The organism is Thiorhodococcus mannitoliphagus (genome assembly GCF_010915725.1).
Taxonomy (GTDB): Bacteria; Pseudomonadota; Gammaproteobacteria; order Chromatiales; family Chromatiaceae; genus Thiorhodococcus; species Thiorhodococcus mannitoliphagus.
In genome coordinates, this window is sequence record NZ_JAAIJR010000104.1 from 1 (window position 1) to 18,965 (window position 18,965).

The 18,965-nt window shown below is 62.3% G+C and carries 15 protein-coding genes and 1 tRNA gene; 9 read left to right on the forward strand and 7 right to left on the reverse strand.

Translation table 11 applies throughout. The annotated features are described in order from the left end of the window. Positions 1 to 200 precede the first annotated feature (200 nt). Together G3480_RS19665 and G3480_RS19670 are read right to left on the reverse strand one after the other, a co-directional pair. Positions 201 to 590 carry a hypothetical protein gene (locus G3480_RS19665; RefSeq protein ID WP_164655592.1) on the reverse strand — a complete coding sequence of 130 codons (390 nt, stop codon included), beginning with the start codon at positions 588 to 590 and terminating at the stop codon, positions 201 to 203. A 200-nt stretch (positions 591 to 790) separates the two neighbouring features. Beyond that, positions 791 to 1,255: an Lrp/AsnC family transcriptional regulator gene (locus G3480_RS19670; protein WP_164655593.1), complete on the reverse strand. Its 465-nt coding sequence runs from the start codon at positions 1,253 to 1,255 to the stop codon at positions 791 to 793. Positions 1,256 to 1,644: 389 nt separating this feature from the next. Here G3480_RS19670 and leuA point away from each other — a divergent pair, with 389 nt between their 5' ends. Continuing rightward, positions 1,645 to 3,312, forward strand: coding sequence for a 2-isopropylmalate synthase (leuA, locus tag G3480_RS19675; RefSeq protein ID WP_164655594.1), 1,668 nt, complete (start codon positions 1,645 to 1,647; stop codon positions 3,310 to 3,312). Positions 3,313 to 3,467: 155 nt separating this feature from the next. After that, positions 3,468 to 4,694 carry a cyclic di-GMP phosphodiesterase gene (locus tag G3480_RS19680; protein ID WP_164655596.1) on the forward strand — a complete coding sequence of 409 codons (1,227 nt, stop codon included), beginning with the start codon at positions 3,468 to 3,470 and terminating at the stop codon, positions 4,692 to 4,694. Between the two features lie 328 nt (positions 4,695 to 5,022). Here G3480_RS19680 and G3480_RS19685 read toward each other — a convergent pair whose 3' ends face one another. The 4 genes from G3480_RS19685 to G3480_RS19700 all read right to left on the reverse strand — a co-directional run bounded on the left by G3480_RS19685 (position 5,023) and on the right by G3480_RS19700 (position 9,681). Beyond that, on the reverse strand, positions 5,023 to 5,358 hold the full coding sequence (locus tag G3480_RS19685) for a hypothetical protein (protein ID WP_164655598.1): 336 nt from the start codon (positions 5,356 to 5,358) through the stop codon (positions 5,023 to 5,025). Between the two features lie 477 nt (positions 5,359 to 5,835). After that, on the reverse strand, positions 5,836 to 7,065 hold the full coding sequence (locus G3480_RS19690; protein ID WP_164655599.1) for an HD-GYP domain-containing protein: 1,230 nt from the start codon (positions 7,063 to 7,065) through the stop codon (positions 5,836 to 5,838). A 52-nt stretch (positions 7,066 to 7,117) separates the two neighbouring features. Further along, positions 7,118 to 8,788 carry a DNA repair protein RecN gene (gene recN, locus G3480_RS19695; protein WP_164655601.1) on the reverse strand — a complete coding sequence of 557 codons (1,671 nt, stop codon included), beginning with the start codon at positions 8,786 to 8,788 and terminating at the stop codon, positions 7,118 to 7,120. Next, entirely contained in the window at positions 8,782 to 9,681 is a 900-nt protein-coding gene (locus tag G3480_RS19700; protein WP_164655602.1) for an NAD(+) kinase, read from the reverse strand. The genes recN and G3480_RS19700 overlap by 7 nt, the downstream gene beginning before the upstream one ends. Positions 9,682 to 10,156: 475 nt before the next feature. Between G3480_RS19700 and hrcA the strand changes: the two genes are divergently transcribed. From hrcA to dapB, 5 genes are all read left to right on the forward strand, one after another. Further along, positions 10,157 to 11,179, forward strand: coding sequence for a heat-inducible transcriptional repressor HrcA (gene hrcA, locus G3480_RS19705; RefSeq protein WP_164655608.1), 1,023 nt, complete (start codon positions 10,157 to 10,159; stop codon positions 11,177 to 11,179). Positions 11,180 to 11,267: 88 nt separating this feature from the next. Continuing rightward, complete coding sequence (gene grpE, locus G3480_RS19710) at positions 11,268 to 11,912, forward strand: nucleotide exchange factor GrpE (protein ID WP_164655603.1); 645 nt, start codon at positions 11,268 to 11,270, stop codon at positions 11,910 to 11,912. Between the two features lie 90 nt (positions 11,913 to 12,002). Further along, complete coding sequence (gene dnaK, locus G3480_RS19715; RefSeq protein WP_164655604.1) at positions 12,003 to 13,958, forward strand: molecular chaperone DnaK; 1,956 nt, start codon at positions 12,003 to 12,005, stop codon at positions 13,956 to 13,958. A gap of 287 nt (positions 13,959 to 14,245) precedes the next feature. Further along, on the forward strand, positions 14,246 to 15,385 hold the full coding sequence (gene dnaJ / locus G3480_RS19720; RefSeq protein ID WP_164655605.1) for a molecular chaperone DnaJ: 1,140 nt from the start codon (positions 14,246 to 14,248) through the stop codon (positions 15,383 to 15,385). Positions 15,386 to 15,439: 54 nt separating this feature from the next. After that, positions 15,440 to 16,255 carry a 4-hydroxy-tetrahydrodipicolinate reductase gene (gene dapB / locus G3480_RS19725; RefSeq protein WP_164655607.1) on the forward strand — a complete coding sequence of 272 codons (816 nt, stop codon included), beginning with the start codon at positions 15,440 to 15,442 and terminating at the stop codon, positions 16,253 to 16,255. 27 nt (positions 16,256 to 16,282) lie between these two features. On the opposite strand, the gene G3480_RS19730 is transcribed toward dapB, so the two are convergent. Continuing rightward, positions 16,283 to 16,669 (reverse strand): DUF3775 domain-containing protein, encoded by a 387-nt coding sequence (locus G3480_RS19730; protein WP_164655609.1) that lies wholly within the window; start codon positions 16,667 to 16,669, stop codon positions 16,283 to 16,285. A gap of 247 nt (positions 16,670 to 16,916) precedes the next feature. On the opposite strand from G3480_RS19730, the gene G3480_RS19735 reads away from it, so the two are divergent. Together G3480_RS19735 and G3480_RS19740 are read left to right on the forward strand one after the other, a co-directional pair. Continuing rightward, entirely contained in the window at positions 16,917 to 18,380 is a 1,464-nt protein-coding gene (locus G3480_RS19735) for a c-type cytochrome (RefSeq protein ID WP_240905932.1), read from the forward strand. A 121-nt stretch (positions 18,381 to 18,501) separates the two neighbouring features. Further along, positions 18,502 to 18,578 (forward strand) — tRNA-Met (locus G3480_RS19740). Positions 18,579 to 18,965 lie beyond the last annotated feature (387 nt).

The following is an 18,965-nucleotide window of genomic DNA, read 5'->3' on the forward strand; positions in this document are numbered from 1 at the left end:
CAAGTGTCCATCAATTGTTTCCCGATGCGAGCGATGCCGCCCGAAATCCCCCCTAGCCCCCCTTTGCGAAAGGGGGGAAGTTGTTGATGAGCACTTTCTTAGCAAGTGTCCATCAATTGTTTCCCGATGCGAGCGATGCCGCCCGAAATCCCCCCCAGCCCCCTTTGCGAAAGGGGGGGAAGTTGTTGATGGACGTTTTCTTAGTGCGCCGCTGCGGACATGGCTTCTTCACGTGTGAAGAAGCGACCCTCGCGAATGAATCCGGAGACGATACCCGGCTCGAGCTGGGTGACCTTCCCCGCTTGGTCGCGCCTGCGGATCCAGTGCTCCGGCAAACCCTCGAGCAGGTGCACAGGTGCGAGACTGCCGTCACTGAACCGCGACAGCGCACACTCGCCGTTGCAGCTGTTCAGGTATCCGGGGCGGAAGCCAAGCGACTGGTTGTTTTGGCTGATGCCGCGGGTATTCGCGTAGAGCAGGTTTTCGTCACGAAGTGACAGTTCAGTCAGCACACCGCGCAATCGGCGAGCGCGCTCTTGGTTTTGTTGCTCGTGGCTGACCGGCTGCGTCTGGATCTGCGGGCTGTACATGTTCTCGCTCCCTAGGTCGGTTGGCGAATGCTGTCTTTGCTACATCGCAGCATCACTCATGCCATCTGTGTCAGGAGGCCGTGCGTCGCGGTATCGGATTTCCCTTGCCTCCACCTGTGGCGCTGTGATTCGGTTTCGAGAACTGCCACCTAAGTGACTGAAAAACCGCCTTGGCCACCCGCTGCTTCCTGTGCTCTTACCTAGGGTATCGGCAGACTGCCGCGTTCCAGTACCCGTCTCAGCACGAAACTGGAGTGAACCCCTGAAACCCCTTCCAAACGTGTGATCTTGTTCAAGAGAAAGTCCTGATAGGCATCCATGTCACGGACCACCACCTTGAGCTGATAGTCCGCCTCCCGGCCGGTGATCAGCAGGCATTCGAGCACTTCCGGCATGGCCTTGACGGCGGTATCGAATCGTTCAAATCGCTCTGGGGTGTGACGATCCATGGAAATGCTGAGGATGACCATGAGGCTCAATCCGAGCTTCTGGGCGTCCAGAGTGGCCCGGTAGCCGCTGATGAGCCCAGCCTCTTCAAGGGCGCGCACGCGCCTGAGGCAGGGCGAGGGCGAGAGTCCGATACGATCCGCCAGTTCTTGGTTGCTGATTCGCCCGTCTTGCTGAAGCTCGGCGAGGATGCGGCGGTCGTAGCGGTCGATCTTCATGTGAATCCTCCAATGTCGTAGGGTCCGCTGCCAACTCCTGTCGGCTAGGTGCTGCTCTTGCTCTGCGTAGGATGTAGAAATTAGCAGAATATTGCGTAAATCGCACAAATGACGTCCCTGTTGGCAATCGGCTGTCTCAATACCTTAGGTAAGCTATCAATCGTCGGCTGACCGGCCGACGCTCAGACAAGCGCCCACCAGGCGTGCGTCAACCAGGCTCCCATTCCCAACCCGGAAAGGAGCGGCCCCGGCCTTACCCAGGCGGCGGACCAGGCAGAATCCAGGCGCCCGATGCCATTTGGGCATCGCTGCGTCTTGGAGCAGGCGAGATCATTATTGTTCATATGCTTATAGGCATCATTGAAGGTAAAACCTTAAGGAGAACCCCCATGAGCAGCTTCGACCACCGTCGATACCGCCCTGGCCCGGTGGTGGACTTGCCCAATCGCCAATGGCCGAATCGCACCATCCAAGCGGCGCCCCTATGGGCCAGTGTGGACCTGCGCGATGGGAATCAGGCGCTTTTCGAACCGATGAGCGTGGTGCAGAAGCAGCGTCTCTGGGGGCTGCTGGTCAGGCTCGGCTTCAAAGAGATCGAGGTGGGTTTTCCGGCGGCGAGTCAGCCGGACTATGATTTCGTGCGCTGGCTGATCGAGGCGGACCAGATTCCAGAGGATGTCACCATTCAGGTTCTGGTCCAGGCGCGGGAGGCGCTGATTCGGCGCACCTATGAGGCGCTGCGCGGGGCGCGTCAGGCGATTGTGCATGTTTACAACTCGACCTCGCCGGCACAGCGCGAGTGGGTCTTTGGTCAGGACCGCGAGGGCGTCAAGGCCATCGCGCGTCAAGGCGCGGCCTGGGTGCGGGAGATGGCGGACGAGTATCCGCAGACGCGCTGGACCTTCCAATACTCGCCGGAGAGCTTCTCCGCCACTGAGCCGGACTATGCGGTCGAGGTCTGCGACGCGGTGCTGGAGGTCTGGCAGCCAAGGCCTGAGCGTCCTTGCATCATCAATCTGCCGGCGACGGTGGAGGTTTCGAGCCCGAACGTCTTCGCCGATCAGGTGGAATATTTCGCCACGCACATCAGTCGGCGGGAGGGCATCCTGCTCTCGGTGCATACGCACAACGACCGTGGCGGCGCGGTTGCCGCATCGGAACTGGCGCTCTTGGCTGGCGCGGACCGTGTCGAGGGCACCCTGCTGGGGAACGGCGAGCGTACTGGAAACGCCGATCTTCTGACGCTGGCGATGAACTTGTACAGCCAGGGCATCGACCCCGGTTTGGACCTGAGCCGGCCCGACGAGATCATCGAGGTCTATACCCAATGCACCGGGCTGCCCGTGCATCCGCGACATCCCTGGGTCGGTGAGCTGGTCTACACGGCCTTCTCCGGTAGTCATCAAGATGCCATCCGTAAGTGCTTGGGGCGTCAAGGCGATGACACCGCCTGGCAGGTGGCCTATCTGCCCATTGACCCTCAGGACGTCGGCCGCAGCTATCAGGCGGTCATCCAGGTCAACAGCCAATCAGGCAAGGGCGGTGTGGCCTTCGTGCTGGAGCGCGAGTACGGCTTGGTGCTGCCGCGCTGGATGCAGGTGGAACTGGCCAGATTGGTCCAGCGCGAGACCGAGGCGCGGGGCGGCGTCATGGATGCGGCTAGCATTCGCGAGGTCTTCGAGCGGTCCTTCATCGCGGACCAGGCGCCGGATTCCTTGCTGGGTTACCGCTTGGATCGCAACGGTCACGACCGCATCGAGGTGCGTATCCGCGGGGCTGGCGGCGTGAGCACCCTGCATGGCGAGGGGCAGGGCGCCATCGCCGCCTTCGTGGACGCCTGGACGCGCTGGAGCGGGCGCCGGCTGAGTGTCGTCGATTACCAAGAGCACGCACTCGGCGAGGGCACGGACGCGGAGGCGGCGGCCTATGTGCAACTGGAGATCGACGGCGACCGGGTTGCGGGCGCGGCCATCGACCGAGATACCCTTGCCGCGTCGCTGCGCGCCGTTATCTCCGCGCTGAATCGTGCGCAAGTCGCGACGGCGCGGGCCGCCTGACGCTAGGTGGTTGGGGCCGGGCCGGGCAGGGATGCTGCGGCCTCATCCCAGAGGATTCTGCAAGCCAGAATCACGACCTGGGCCACAACATGACGATTCGATTTCCGTGATACTCTGAGTTTAATTGGAATGCTGTAGAGCCCCTTGTTCCGCCAATGATCAAGAAGATCGCTATCGAGCAGCTGCAGGTCGGGATGTACGTGCATGATCTCAACTGCGGCTGGATGGACCACGGCTTTCTCCGCAGCCAGTTCGCGGTGAAATCTCAGGAGACGCTGCAGCAGATCCGGCGCACCGGGACGCGCGAACTCTATATCGATTCGGAAAAGGGCGCCGATGTCGTCGCGGCGCCGACCGAGGCTGAGGTCATCGCCGGGTTGGAGGACGACCTGAGCCAGATCGCACAAGACGAGCAACCGGACGCGCGCCCGGTCTCCCTGGCCGAGGAGCGTGTTCAGGCGAAGCGCATTCACACCGAGGCGGTCAATCTGGTCGCCGGTCTCATGGAGGACGTGCGGCTCGGTCGTCAGATCGACTTGGAGCGGACGCAGCCGGTGGTCAGCGCCATGGTCGGCTCGATCTTCCGCAACCCGAACGCGCTCATGGGCTTGGCGCGCATCCGGCGCATGGATCGCTATACCTTCGAGCACTCGGTCAATGTCTCCGTGCTCATGGTCTCATTCGCGCGCAGTCTCGAGCTGGACCGAACGCTGATCCATGAGATCGGCATGGGGGCCTTGCTGCACGATATCGGCAAGATCCTGGTCCCGTCGGAGATTCTCAATAAGCCGGGCAAGCTGACCGACGAGGAGTTCGTCGTGATGCGCAGCCATGTGGTCCACAGTCGTGACACCCTGGCGAGGATTCCAGGGTTTCCAGCGGCCGCCCTGGCGGTCGCCGCAGAGCACCATGAACGCGCCGATGGCAGCGGCTATCCGGACAAGAAGGATCTCAAGGGGATTACGCTAGCCGGGAAAATGGCTTCGATCGTCGATGTCTATGACGCGATCACGTCAGATCGGGTCTATCACAAAGGCATGGAGCCGCACCAGGCACTCCGCAAGCTGCTGGAGTGGGGCGCTCATCACTTCGATCCGCAGCTGGTTCAGCAATTCATCCGCTGTGTCGGCATCTATCCCGTAGGGACCCTGGTGCTGCTCGAGAGTGGGCGGCTGGGCGTGGTCATGGAGACCGGCCGGGAGGAACTCTTCCATCCTGTCATCCGTGTGGTCATGGATGCCAAGCATCGCCGCTATCTGCCCATTGAGGATCTCGATCTTGCTCGGCAGAGAAAGGGGCGTGAGGATCGCATCCTGAACGCCGAGTCCCCCCAGCGCTGGCGTATCGAGCCTGAAGAAATCCTGCAGATGCCGCTCAGATAGCCGGCCGCGATTCGCTGATCCAAGAAAGTGACCATCAACAACTTCCCCCCTTTCGCAAAGGGGGGCCAGGGGGGATTTCGGGCGGCATCGCTCGCATCGGGAAACAATTGATGAGCGCTTTCCAAGGGATGGGCCGACATGGGGTAGCAGCAGCTGCGCTGGTCGCTGACGGCTAAGGCGAAGCCCAGAAGTGCTTCGTGATTCAGGGCTTTGGGATTCGCGGTAGGAAATCTTGGTGGGTGCCGCGTCCTGTCCTTGGTTGGGCGCCCGGAGGGCTTTGCGGGACGTCCCTGTCCCTTATCCAGCAGGGTGCGGAGATCGCAGGTGGCTAGCGGGTGTAGGCGGCCATTTCGGTGTCTTGAGGGACAACGCTCAAGGCATTGCTCATGATGCGTGGAAGCCGTTTTAGAATCTCGGGGCGATCCGTGAGGACGACGACGGTGGCACCGATGCGCTGCAGTTGCTCGTTGAGCAGCCAGAGTAGCGCCATCCCGGAGTCGAACACGCGGTCGAGTTCCGTCAAGTCCAAGATGCAAGTCTTTAACGTCGATGGAATCTTGGCGAACAGCTGACAAACTTCTTGGGTGATCGTGAGATCGAGATCACCATGAAAAGAAAGGTCGAGCCTATCCTCGCTCTCGATAAACGACGTAATCATCGGCATGACTGCCTTACCTCCATTGAGTTTGTCGCATGCCGGCCAGGCCGGACGGCGACAGTCGCTCTCGGTCTCTTCTTAAAGTACCCAGTACATCCGGAAACCCTCTGGGCTTCATTATGGACCTATTGATTTGGTCTTGCCCAGTGCTTGACTCGGGGCTTTCTGAAGTATGGCATCGGCTACCTAAAGGGCAGGTGCCTACAAGCCTGATATTATAAGGGATTTAACGCATTCGCCAAGTCCGTACGATTACTCAGGTTGTTGTCGGTCTGCCTCACCACCTATCGGTTTTATGTGGCTAGGGTTTCCAGCCCTGGCAAACCAGGCCAGGATGGCCTGGCTACGCAGGCTTGGAGCGGCTGTTCCGGTTGATGTCGGGAAACCGATCGGTGTTGAGGTCGGTCTGCCTCGCTTCTTGCGCCTTGTGCGGTGCTCAGTGACGGACTTTGCGTTCACCCTTTTGGCGGTTATTAGCCTGAGCTAGCTGGAGGGAAGCTGCAGAACCTGAATCGGGTCGATGCCCCAACGGCTGGGCAGTTCGGCATTCAGAATGCGCTCTTCAGAGTCCACGGTGAGTTTTGAGAGGTCGATGTCGTGAATGCTCAGATAGCGCTTCTGGGTATCCATGACGACTCGGACGACGGGATGGAAGGGGCCCTCGCGGCTGGACTCGACCACGACGGCGAGCCGGTCGCTGCGCAGCCGCACCAGTGTTCCAACCGGATAGATGCCCACGCAGCGGATGAAGTGCTGGACCAACTCCGGATTGAAATGATAGCTGCTCCACTCCAGCAATTTGCGCAGCGCCTCGTGCGGCTCCATCGCCTTGCTGCTGTAAATGCGCGCCGAGGTGATGGCGTCGTAGACGTCGACGATGGCAGCCATCTGACCGTAGCGGGAGATCTGCTCGCCCTTGCGGCGGTTGGGGTAGCCGCTGCCGTCCATGCGCTCGTGATGCTCGGCGATGATGGCCAGGGCGATCTTGGGCATGTTGGGCATGGCGACGGCGGCACGAAAGCCGTGCGCGACATGCTCGCGCATCTGGGTTAGCTCGGATTCGCTTAGCTGTCCTGGTTTGTTCAGCAGCGCCGCCGGTAGGTAGGTCTTGCCAATGTCGTGCAGGAGGCCGCCGATGGCCAGGGCGCTCAAGACGTCGCGGTCGAGTCCGAGCGTGCGTCCGAAGGCGACCATGAGGGTAGAGACGTTGACGCCGTGCTCGAGCTGGTAGCGCCCTAGACGGCGGACGCGCGAGTATCCCATGAGGGCATCGGGATTGCGGCAGACTGAGGCGACCAAGTCGTCTGCCAAGGGCGTGACGTGCTCCAGGCTGAGCGGTCGCTTCTGGCGCATGTCCGCGCTGATTCCGCTTAAGAGCCCGAGCACCTCGTTCTGGATGCGGCGGGCCTGGACGCGCTCCTCCGCCAGCGAGACCTTGTGCTCTTCGGGCGGACCTTCTTCGGCGACGACCTGGACGAGATCCTGCTCCAGGGCCTCTTCGACCTCTAGCTCAGTGGGCGCCTGTGAGACATCCAGGCCGCGCTCGGTGTCGATGTAGAGGTCGCGGATGCCGATATCGCGGATGCGCGAAAGGACATCGTCACCCTTGACGAGGAAACGGTTGCGGAGAAAGCCGTGTTCCATCCAGCCGCAATTGAGATCCTGCACATACATGCCGACCTGGAGCTGCTCGACGGTGATCTTCTTGATCATGCTCTCGCCTCCTTGGGGCTGGTCGTGGCCTGTGATGTCAGAGACCTCGCGATCATCCGCTCACCCATCCAAGCATCTCGCTGGCGTGGTCGCGCGTTCGCGCGGTGATCTCGGTTCCGCCGAGCATGCGCGCGATCTCGTCGACCCGTGCTTGATCGTCGAGTGGCTCGATGCGGGTGTGGGTCTGACCCTCGACAGCCTCCTTGCGCACGCGCAGTTGATGATGCGCCTGGGCGGCGACCTGGGGTAGGTGGGTGACGCAGAGCACTTGGCGCGATTCGCCCAACCCGCGTAGCAGACGTCCGACGATCTCTGCGACGCCGCCACCGATGCCGACGTCGACCTCGTCGAACACCAATGTTGGCACGCTACCGCACTCGGCGGTTGCGACCTGGATCGCAAGACTGATGCGCGAGAGCTCGCCGCCGGAGGCCACTTTGGCGAGCGGCTGCAGGGGCTGCCCCGGGTTTGCGCTGACCAGAAATTCGACCCGCTCCAAGCCGCTCGCGCCGATGCGCGCTTCCGCGAGCGCCTCCAGCTCGATGCTGAAGCGCCCGCCCGTCATCCCGAGTTGCTGCATCGCCTCGGTCACGGTCTTGGAGAGCCGCTCGGCGGCGGCGCTGCGCTCCGCGGTCAGGGCTTGGGCCTGTTCCATGAACGCCTGCCACGCTGCCGTGCGGCGCTGGCGTAGGTCGCCCAGGGTCACGCCGGCCTGTTCTAGGCGCTCCAGCTCGGCTTGCCGCTCTGCCAGCAGCTCCGGAAGTTGGACGGGGAAGACGCGGTGCTTGCGCGCCAGGTCGTGGACCTGTGCGAGCCGCGTTTCCACCTCGCGCAGCGCGGCGGGATCCAGATCCAGGCCGTCGAGGTAGTGGCGCAGGCCCGCGGCCGCCTCGCCGGCATGGATGGTCGCCGTCTCGAGCAGATCCCGGCTCTCGCTGAGTTCAGGGTCGATGGCGGCCATCTCCGCGACGTCGTTAGTCGCGATTCTGAGCTGATCGGCGATAGAGGGCTCGCCCTCTGACAGTGCCTGCAGGATGCCGCCTGTGGTCGCTTGCAGCCGGTCGAGGTGGCTGAGCCGACGCTGCTCGTGGTCGAGCTGCTCGATGTCCTCGGCGCTCATGCCGAGCGCACTCAGCTCTTCGACCTGAAAACGCAGCAGCTCCAGGCGGTCGGCGCGGTCTTGGCTGGCGGTCTCCAGTTCGGTGAGCCGCTGATCCAGATCGCGATAGGCGCGAAAGGTGCCCGCGGTCGCCGTGGTCTTGGCGACATGGCCGCCATAGGCATCCAAGAGGTCGCGCTGCGCGCTCGCGCGCATGAGTGACTGATGCTCATGCTGGCCGTGGATGTCGATCAAGCGGTCACCGAGATCGCGCAGCTGTGCGCCCGAGACGGTCCGCCCGTTGATGAAGGCCCGCGAGCGCCCCTCGCGCACGATGAGCCGGCGGATGATGCAGAGATCCTCATCATCCAGCCCCTGCTCGGCGAGCCAAGCGCGCGCCATGGGTGCGGCCCCGAGATCGACTTCGCAGAGGATCTCCGCGCGCTCGGAGCCGACGCGGATCATGGAGGCTTGGGCCTTGTCACCCAGCACCAGCCCCAGTGCGTCGATCAAGATGGACTTGCCCGCGCCCGTCTCGCCGGTGAGGGCGGTCATTCCCTGGCGGCAATCCAGCTCGAGGTGACTGACGATGGCCAGATCCCTGACCTGCAAATGTGTCAGCATGGCTTGGCTCGCATCGAATTGTGACCACCCCAGTGCAGCTTGGCGCGCAAGATGTCGTAGTGGTCGTGGCCCTTCGGATGCAGGAGACGCACCGGATCCGGGTGGCGCGCGATCAGCACGCGGCCTTGGGCCGCGAGCCGGATCTCGTTCTGGCCGTCACAGTTCACCTGCACGTGGCCAACGTCCTGGGCGTGAACCCGAACCTCGATCTGGCGGTCGCCAGGCACGACCAGTGGGCGGTTGCTCAAATCGTGTGGGCAGATCGGCACCAGCAGAATGGCGTCCAATGCCGGGTCGACCAAGGGGCCGCCCCCCGAGAGTGCATAGGCGGTCGAGCCGGTTGGTGTTGCGATGATGAGCCCGTCCGATCGCTGCGCGCTGACGAAGGCGCCGTCGATGTAGATCTCAAGCTCGATCATGCGTGCCGTATTCCACTTGTGGATGGCGACGTCGTTCAGTGCTGCGTGGGTCTCGCCGCCCTCCGGCGCGCCGAGAACACGGGCGCTGAGCATGGAGCGGGTGTCGGAGATCAGCTCGCCGGCCAGGATCTGATCGACCGCGGACTGGATATCCTCGGGCGATACGTCGACGAGAAAGCCGAGACGACCGAGATTGATCCCCATGAGCGGCACGCCGAACGACGACATGCTGCGCGCGGCATGGAGGAGGGTGCCATCGCCGCCGACGACGATGACGAGGTCGCAGCGCGCGCCGATCTGGTCGATCGGCTGAGCGGCGTCGACCGCAGCTTCTAATAAGTGTGCGCTCTCGGCATCCAGCAGGACCTCGACCCGGCGGGCGCTCAAATGCTCGCGGAGCTGGCGCAGGGTCGCGCGGACAGGCTCGGGGTCACCTTGTTTGGCGATGATGCCGACGGTGGAGAAGGGCGGCATGGATTCTTTTACCGTGAAACAGTCGGCTCTAGCGGCTTACCGGAAACCCCTGGACCCGCACGCAGTGCTGTTCGCGCGGGATTCACAGGGTGGACGTCACATGATCCGGGATCTTAGGCGATTTCTGTCAAAGCTCATACCCGCTGACTTGCGCGGGGGTTTAGGTCCAGGCCAGCAGCTTTGCTGTCAGGATGGGCGCGCTATTGACACCCACGGCCGTCCCCTTGGCGGGTTCGCCGCTGGATTTTCGAGACGGTAGCACGTGCCTCGAAGTGCGCCAATAGCGTGTTCTGAGCATGTGCGCTGCGGCATGAGCCTTGACAGCACTGGGTTGAATCCCTAAATTCACGTGTTAGCACTCCATCGCGGTGAGTGCTAACCAAATCGGGCGCGAGCCGTAACCAGAGTTGTGGACGTCGTCATCATTGTGGGCACTAAGAAGAAAACGGAAAGCGACTCCTTGCACGCGGGGACCATGGCCAGCGAGCGGGCGCTGCATTTCCTGAAGGCGCTCGTCGAGCGCTATATCAAAGATGGTCAGCCGATTGGCTCGCGGACTTTGGCGAAGGATACAGGTCTGGACCTGAGTCCCGCCACGGTTCGCAATGTCATGGCGGACTTAGAGGATTTGGGGCTCATCGTCTCGCCGCACACCTCGGCGGGGCGCGTGCCGACCGTTGCTGGGTATCGGTTGTTCGTCGACTCCTTGCTGACCGTGCGGCCGCCATCGGATCGAGACGTCGATTCGTTGCGAACGCGCTTCGATGTCTGCATGGACCCGAAGTCCTTGGTCGAGACGGCCTCGAACCTCTTGTCTGGGATCACGCACTTGGCGGGCGTCGTGATGTTGCCGCGTCACGAGCGACACCTCTTTCGCCAGATCGAGCTGCTACCTTTGTCGGACAAGCGTGTCTTGGCCATTTTGGTGACGAGCGATGGTGAGGTCCACAACCGCATCGTCAACATCGACAAGAATTTCGCGCCGTCTCAGCTCGAGCAGGCCGCGAATTATCTCAACGAGATCTTTACTGGTCAGGATCTCGGCCAAATCCGCAAGCGTCTGCTGGACGATCTCAAGCAGACGCACGCTCACATGGACCAGATGATGATGCAGGCGATGTCGATCGCCCAAGGCGTGGTCGAGACGGCTGAGGCGAAGGACGATTGCTACATTGCCGGGCAGACGAATCTAATGGAATTCGGGGAGCTGGCCAGCATGGATCGCCTCAAGCAACTCTTCGATGCCTTCAACCAGAAGCGCGAGATCCTGCACATCTTGGATCGCTGTATCGCGGCGGACGGTGTGCAGATTTTTATCGGCGAAGAGTCCGGCTACGACATGCTGGGTGACTGCAGCCTGGTCACCACGACCTATCGGGTGGAAGAACGGGTGGTGGGGGTACTGGGGGTCATCGGGCCGACGCGCATGGACTATCAGCGCGTCATTCCAATCGTCGACGTTACTGGGCGGCTGCTGGCCGCCGCGCTGAGGCAATAGGCCTCGAGCAAGATTCCACTGGCCTGGCGGTCGTGCGCCCATGTGCGACGCCGGGGCCGGGCCAATCGAAGAGAACTGGAGGTAATTGATGAAATCGGATCCACATAACGTGGAGTCTGCGGAGCAGGAAGCCCCTTCATCAGAAGACGCAGTCATGCGCGCAGCGGTGGATGCTTACATGGAGGCGACGGCGGCGGACCAGGGTTCGGACCCTTCCGGCGTGGAGTCGGACCCGCTCGCCGCCACCGAGTCCGAGTCGGTGGAGGAGCTGCGTGCGGCGCTTGAGGCGGCGCGCGCCGAGGCGGCTGAGCAGCGCGACCAGCTTCTGCGCGTGCGTGCAGATACCGAGAATCTCAAACGGCGCCACACAAGCGAGTTGGAGAAGGCACACAAGTTTGCGCTCGACGGCTTCGTGCGCGAGCTGCTGCAGGTCCGCGACAGCCTCGAGTTGGGCCACGACGCCGCACTGGACCAGGCTGCCGACATCGGCAAGCTGCGCGAGGGCACCGAGCTGACACTGAAGCTGCTTGGCGACGTGATGGAGAAGTTCGGCGTCGTGCCGGTGGAACCCATGGAGCAGCCGTTCGATCCCGAGTTCCACCAGGCGATGTCGATGCAGCCGCGGGATGACGTGCCGCCGAACACCGTGGTCGCGGTCATCCAAAAGGGGTACACGCTCAACGGGCGTCTGGTGCGGCCGGCCCTGGTCATGGTGTCCCAGCAGGGCTCCTGAGCACAGGCTTGAAGGGCGTGGGGCTTCTCCCCAACTGATTGGACAACTTGGCGTCGCTGCGCCAAAAACGCTATTTCGGAGAATACTCTAATGGGAAAAATCATCGGCATCGACCTCGGCACGACGAACTCATGCGTCGCCGTGATGGAAGGCGACAATGTCAAGGTCATCGAGAACGCCGAGGGTGATCGCACCACCCCTTCGATCATCGCCTACACGGGTGATGGCGAGGTCTTGGTCGGCCAGTCAGCGAAGCGTCAGGCGGTGACCAATCCCGCCAATACGCTCTTTGCCATCAAGCGGCTCATCGGTCGTCGTTTCGAGGACCAGGTCGTCGGCAAGGACAAGGACATGGTCCCCTACAAGATCGTCAAGGCTGACAACGGCGATGCTTGGGTCGATGTCAACGGCAAGAAGATGGCCCCGCCGGAAATCTCGGCCAAGGTCCTGCAGAAGATGAAGAAGACCGCCGAGGATTATCTCGGTACCACGGTCTCCGAGGCCGTCATCACGGTTCCGGCCTACTTCAACGACTCGCAGCGTCAGGCCACCAAGGATGCCGGGCGGATTGCCGGTCTCGAGGTCAAGCGCATCATCAACGAGCCGACCGCAGCAGCCCTGGCCTACGGCATGGACAAGCAGCGCGGCGATCAGAAGATTGCGGTCTATGACCTGGGCGGCGGCACCTTCGACGTCTCCATCATCGAGATCGCCGAGATCGAGGGTGAGCACCAGTTCGAGGTGCTGTCCACCAACGGCGACACCTTCCTGGGCGGCGAAGACTTCGACATGCGGATCATCGACCACCTGGTCGAGGTCTTCAAGAAGGACCAGGGCTTCGATCTGCGTAACGACCCGTTGGCCCTGCAGCGTCTCAAAGAGGCTGCCGAGAAGGCCAAGATCGAGCTGTCCTCGAGCCAGCAGACCGATATCAACCTGCCTTACATCACAGCGGATCAGACCGGTCCCAAGCACCTCAATGTGAAGCTGACCCGCGCCAAGCTGGAATCGCTGGTCGAGGATCTGATCGAGCGGACCATGGAGCCCTGCCGCATCGCGCTCAAGGATGCCGGCTTGACTGCGGGCGAGATCAACGAGGTCATCCTGGTCGGCGGCCAGACCCGCATGCCCAAGGTGCAGGAGAAGGTCGAGCAGTTCTTCGGCAAGGCCCCGCGCAAGGACGTCAATCCTGACGAGGCCGTCGCCATCGGCGCATCCATCCAGGGCGGTGTCCTGGGCGGCGAGGTCAAAGACGTGCTGCTGCTGGATGTCACGCCGCTCTCCCTCGGCATCGAGACCCTGGGCGGTGTCATGACCAAGCTGATCGAGAAGAACACCACCATCCCGACCTCCGCCCAGCAGGTCTTCTCGACCGCCGACGACAATCAGACCGCTGTGACCGTGCACGTCCTGCAGGGTGAGCGCGAGCGTGCGGCCAGCAACAAGTCGCTCGGCCGCTTCGATCTCAGCGACATCCCGCCGGCGCCGCGCGGTGTGCCGCAGGTCGAGGTCAAGTTCGACATCGATGCCAACGGTATCCTGAACGTCTCCGCGAAGGACAAGGCGACGGGCAAGGAGCAGTCGATCATCATCAAGGCGTCTTCCGGTCTTTCGGACCAGGAGATTGCGCAAATGGTCAAGGACGCCGAGGCACATGCCGAGGATGACCGCCACTTCCACGAGCTGGTTGCCGCCCGCAACCAGGCCGATGGCATGATCCACGCGACGCGCAAGTCGATGGAGCAGCTCGGCGAGAAGATGGAAAGCGGCGAGAAAGACTCCATTGAGGCAGCCATCAAGGAGCTGGAAGAGGCGATGTCAGGCGAGGACAAGGACAAGATCGAGTCCTTGACCCAGAAGCTTGGCGAGATTTCTGGCAAGATGGCCGAACGACTCTACGCGGATGCCGGCGACGCCGGTGCCTCTGCGGCGGGTCCTGGGGCGGCCGGCGCGGGCGATGGCCAACCGGGCGGTGCTCAGGGCGGTGCGAACGCGGACGATGTCGTCGATGCCGAGTTCGAAGAGGTCAAAGACGACAAGAAGTGAGGTGATGGGCTAGCCACTGGCGTCCTATCGTGATCAAGAAAGCGTACTGGCGTGAGCAACGTCCGTACGCTTTCTGTTTGGGCGATTGACGAAGACTTTCAGGCGCGATGATGCAGGATTGACCTTGACCTTCTTAGAGAGGGCTGGCGGAAGCGTAGACACCTATGTGACCGTCGGCTCGACACGGAAGGCCGGCGTCGATGCAAGTCGGATGGTGTGAAGGTTGACGCGAATCGCCTTGGTTGGAGCCGGATGATTTCGGTGGCTGGAAGCTGGAAGTAGATTACATGGCAAAGCGCGACTATTACGAAGTGCTCGGGGTTCAACGCAACGCGAGCGAAGGTGACATCAAGAAGGCCTTTCGGCGTTTGGCGATGAAGCATCATCCCGACCGCAACACGGGCGACGCCGATGCTGAGGTTAAGTTCAAGGAAGCCAAGCTCGCATACGATGTGCTGAGCGATCCCAAGAAACGCTCCGCCTATGACCAGTTCGGGCATGCGGGCGTGGAAGCCGGTGCTGGCGGTTTCGGCCCGGGCGACTTCGCGGGGGCAGGCTCATTCTCGGACATCTTTGGGGATGTCTTCGGCGATATCTTCGGCGGGCGTGCCGGTGCAGGGGGGCGTCGCACCCAGCGCGGCGTCGATCTGCGCTACGATCTCTCGCTGACCCTGGAAGAGGCGGTCGCCGGCAAAGAGGTCAAGATTCGTATTCCGACCCAGGTGGACTGCCAATTCTGCGGCGGCACGGGCGCTAAGCCCGGGACTAAGCCAAAGCAGTGTCCGACCTGCGGCGGCATGGGCCAGGTGCGCATGCAGCAAGGCTTCTTCTCGATCCAGCAGACCTGTCCGGAGTGTCGTGGCTCTGGCTCGGTCATCGAGGAGTCCTGCAGCCATTGTCGGGGCCGTGGACGCATCCCGGAAGAGAAGACGCTCTCGGTCAAGGTGCCGGCAGGCGTCGATACCGGTGATCGCATTCGACTCGCCGGCGAGGGCGAGCGTGGTGATCAGGGTGGTCCTCCAGGAGATCTCTATGTCCAGGTCCAGGTCATGGAGCACCCGATCTTCACCCGCGAGGACAGCAACCTCTATTGCCAGGTGCCGATTAGCTTCGTCACGGCGGCGCTGGGCGGCGACATGGAGGTGCCCACGCTGGACGGCAAGGTGATGCTCAAGATTCCCGCTGGGACCCAGACTGGGAAGATGTTCCGGGTGCGCAACAAGGGCGTGAAGCCGGTGCGCGGCGGTGTTGTCGGTGATCTCATCTGCCGCGTGACGCTCGAGACGCCGGTGAATCTGACGGACCGGCAAGCGGAGCTGCTGCGTGAGTTCGAGTCCAGCGTCCAAGAAGGCGGCTCCCGGCACAACCCGCAGTCGCATAGCTGGCTCGATGGGGTCAAGAGCTTTTTCGAAAAGATGGGGCTCTGAATCCTTAGGAACCTGTCCGAAGCCGGAACGATCAGACTTTCTAGGACATCGCGTATGACCGATATACGAATTGCCGTCGCCGGGGCTGGCGGGCGCATGGGGCGCACCTTGGTGCAGGCGGTGGCCGAGGCCGATGGCCTGCGTCTTGGAGCCGCGACCGAGCAGGCGGGAAGTTCCTTGCTCGGCACCGATGCGGGCGAACTCGCGGGCGTCGGGCGGCTTGAGGTCGTCTTGGTCTCTGACCTGGCCGATGTGATGGACGATTTCGATGTGCTCATCGATTTCACCACCCCGACCGCGACGCTTGCGCATCTGGAGCTTTGCCGGGCCGCCGGCAAGCGCATGGTGATCGGCACCACCGGCCTGGACGAAAGGCAGCGCGCCGCCATTGCCGCCGCCGGGGAGCAGATGGGTATCGTCTTCGCTCCCAACATGAGTGTGGGTGTCAATCTCTGCTTGAAGCTCCTGGACATCGCGGCACGGGTGCTGGGCGATGACGTCGACATCGAGATCATCGAGGCACACCACAGGCATAAGGTGGACGCCCCTTCGGGCACGGCGCTGCGCATGGGCGAGGTCATTGCCGCCGCGCTGGATCGTGATCTCAAAGAGGTCGCAGTCTACGGACGCGAGGGTCACACAGGGGCGCGCAGCCGCGAGGCCATCGGCTTCGAGACCATTCGGGCCGGAGACGTGGTTGGCGAGCATAGCGTTTGGTTCGCCGCCGAGGGCGAGCGCGTGGAGATCGCGCACAAGGCATCGAGTCGCATGACGTTCGCGCGGGGAGCAGTGCGCGCGGCAGGCTGGATCGCCGCAAGGGACAAGGGTCAGTTCGATATGCAGGACGTCCTGGGTCTAAAGGCATTCTGACGCCTTGTCCGCGATGGCGTCCGGCGGCTAGTCCTGACAGGAGTAACCGTGGGCAATCAGCCCTTCTTCCAGGTCGTCCGAGACCATCGGATGGGAGAGCAGATAGCCGGCGGCGTTGAGCGAATAGTCGCCAATGGCGTCGTCCACGGCGGTCTCCCACTCCTCGATGCTGTAGTCGCCGCGCCCGACCCACATCAGGGCGACCAGTTCGGCACGCTGGCGCTCGCTCATCTCGCCAATCGCTCCGGTCATCTCTCGCAGGCTGTAGTCCTCGCTGTGATCGGCGAGGATTTGCAGCGCCCAGTCCTCGCTGGGACTGGAGGGCGTGTCCGGTAGGACAACCTCTTCCTTGGCCTGAAACTCTCGGGCCTTTCCGATGATGTAGCACAGGGAATCCGGCTGGATGTGAAGCATCATCTTCGTTTTCCTCCCGCTAGTGCGAGCACCCTGGGAGCACCGCGAATCGCGGTTCCTATCAGCATGTCCGCTGCCTAGAGTCTACTCCTTTCGCCCCCTCGCCTAGGACCCGACTCGGTCACACTTCTCGCCGATTGGGCCAGGCGCGCCGCTGTCGCCTTTGGGTCCGAGGCATTTGCTTGGGACTTTCCGGCCCTATTTGATCGCCAACCTTGAATCATTTGCGACTCCGCTCAGGGGGCCGATGTCCCATCGCACGCAGTCTTGGATTGTCGCCCTCGTCCCCGCGCGCGCCTTTGCCCTGCTGGTGTGCTTGAGCGCCGCAGCGCTGACCGGGTGCGAGCAGGGCGTGCAAGAGCAGGATGGCATCTACAAGGCGGAGGTCGGACGCGTGCCGGCCGCGCCACAGCGGGCAGGGGATGCCGAGGCGGGGCGCCATGCCTTGCTCAACAAGTCCGCCGTGACTTGCGGTGTGCCCTATCGCGTCTATCGCCAGACCTTGGCGACTGACGCGATGACGCCTCAGCCAAGGCTGGTCGGTCGCCTTGGCCGGAACGCCGAGCTGCCCTATCCATTGACGGCGGTCACCGCTGCGTCCGGCGTCGAGATCGTGACGTCGAACTGTCTGGGCTGCCACGCGGCTGTGCTCGACGATGAGGTGATCATCGGTCTCGGTAACGAGTTTCTGGACATGACGCGCGATCCCTTGATCGCGGTCGAGGCAACTGCGGCGATCGAGATGAGCGCGGCCGAGCGTGCCGAGTGGCGGCGCTGGTCAGACCGCATTACCGCGATCGCTGACTACATGATGACGGATACGGTCGGCGTGAATTCCGCGAACAACATCACCTTGGCCTTGATGGCACACCTGGACCCGCAGACCCTGGCCTGGTCGAAGCAGCCACGCATTGAGCCGCCGCCAGAAAACCCTTTGCCCCTGAGCGTGCCGCCGCTTTGGAACCTCGGCAAGAAGCATGCAGTCTTCTACAACGCCGAGGGACGCGGCGATCATGTCCGCTACATGATCCTCGCAGCGACGGCCTGCACTGACGCTGTGGAGGAGGCGGCTGAGATCGACGCCTGGTTCGTCGATGTGCGTGCCTATCTCACAAGTCTGGAGCCGCCGACCTATCCATACGATATCGACGCCGGTCTCGCGCGCCAGGGTCGTGGTGTGTTTCTGAAGACCTGCAAGGAGTGCCATGGGGTCTACGAAGGCGATGAAAGATACCCGAATCGGGTCGTGGCGCTGGGGAAGGTCGAGACCGATCCGCTGCTCGCTCGGAGGGGCTTCAGCGAGGCAGATCGATTCCTGAAGTGGTTTCAGGACTCCTTCTATGGGGAGTTCTCCCAGGCGGCACCTGCCCTTGGCTATATTGCGCCGCCGCTCGACGGTGTTTGGGCGACGGCTCCCTACCTGCACAATGCATCTGTCCCGACACTCGAAGCCTTGCTCGACAGTCGCCAGCGCCCGACCTATTGGGAATTCGATCGGGAAGGCACTGAGCGGCCAGCCTATGATCAGGAAGGGGTGGGCTGGACCTATAGGACGCTAGAACGGGGCAAGGCTGCTGCCATGAGCTGGAGCGAGCGCAACCGTATCTACGACACGACTCAGCCTGGTTACGGTAACCAGGGCCACGGTTTCGGGGATGCGCTGACGCGCGAGGAGCGTGCCGCTTTGTTAGAATATTTGAAGACGCTCTGAGTGCTGAGTGCTGAGTGCTGAGTGCTGGTCGAGGTCAGTGCAGATTCTTAACCAAAGCGACAGGGAATCGTAAAAAAAGGTTGCAAGGGCGGAGATCCGGAGCTAATATAGTTAACTCAGTTGCGGGGTGGAGCAGTCAGGCAGCTCGTCGGGCTCATAACCCGAAGGTCGTAGGTTCAAATCCTGCCCCCGCTACCACATACAGAAAGGGCCTAGAGATTTGATCTCTAGGCCCTTTTTCTTTGTCGGCTGCTCAGGTAGCCGCGCTGTAACCAAATTCCAGAAATCCGTCCTGCAAGCCCCCCTCGCAGCACCTAGGTGAAAGCCTCAATCAACCACTCTGGCTTTGGCCTGAACGACCCTCGCAAATTGGGGTGGGGCAGTTGGCGATGCCCCCAGCTTCATCGGCGTCTCTTGGGTTATGCGCGGATTCGCGCCAACCCAGCTTCCGCTCGCGGGGTGCGATACGGAAGCTGGGTGTCGAGACAAGTCATTGGGCGATCTCACGACTACGGCTGATCGGAGCCGCTGTTGCTCAGCAGGATGTAGCCGACACTCTCCTTGGCGTGCCCGACCTCGCTGTCT

Coding starts and splice junctions, on each gene's coding strand:
- G3480_RS19700 (WP_164655602.1), bottom strand. CDS start 9,681: ATGCCGCCCTTCTCCACCGTCGGCATCATCGCCAAACAAGGTGACCCC.
- leuA (WP_164655594.1), top strand. CDS start 1,645: ATGAGCAGCTTCGACCACCGTCGATACCGCCCTGGCCCGGTGGTGGAC.
- G3480_RS19735 (WP_240905932.1), top strand. CDS start 16,917: ATGTCCCATCGCACGCAGTCTTGGATTGTCGCCCTCGTCCCCGCGCGC.
- G3480_RS19690 (WP_164655599.1), bottom strand. CDS start 7,065: ATGATCAAGAAGATCACCGTCGAGCAGCTCCAGGTCGGCATGTATGTG.
- G3480_RS19680 (WP_164655596.1), top strand. CDS start 3,468: ATGATCAAGAAGATCGCTATCGAGCAGCTGCAGGTCGGGATGTACGTG.
- grpE (WP_164655603.1), top strand. CDS start 11,268: ATGAAATCGGATCCACATAACGTGGAGTCTGCGGAGCAGGAAGCCCCT.
- dnaJ (WP_164655605.1), top strand. CDS start 14,246: ATGGCAAAGCGCGACTATTACGAAGTGCTCGGGGTTCAACGCAACGCG.
- G3480_RS19670 (WP_164655593.1), bottom strand. CDS start 1,255: ATGAAGATCGACCGCTACGACCGCCGCATCCTCGCCGAGCTTCAGCAA.
- dapB (WP_164655607.1), top strand. CDS start 15,440: ATGACCGATATACGAATTGCCGTCGCCGGGGCTGGCGGGCGCATGGGG.
- G3480_RS19730 (WP_164655609.1), bottom strand. CDS start 16,669: ATGCTTCACATCCAGCCGGATTCCCTGTGCTACATCATCGGAAAGGCC.
- recN (WP_164655601.1), bottom strand. CDS start 8,788: ATGCTGACACATTTGCAGGTCAGGGATCTGGCCATCGTCAGTCACCTC.
- dnaK (WP_164655604.1), top strand. CDS start 12,003: ATGGGAAAAATCATCGGCATCGACCTCGGCACGACGAACTCATGCGTC.
- G3480_RS19665 (WP_164655592.1), bottom strand. CDS start 590: ATGTACAGCCCGCAGATCCAGACGCAGCCGGTCAGCCACGAGCAACAA.
- hrcA (WP_164655608.1), top strand. CDS start 10,157: ATGGCCAGCGAGCGGGCGCTGCATTTCCTGAAGGCGCTCGTCGAGCGC.
- G3480_RS19685 (WP_164655598.1), bottom strand. CDS start 5,358: ATGCCGATGATTACGTCGTTTATCGAGAGCGAGGATAGGCTCGACCTT.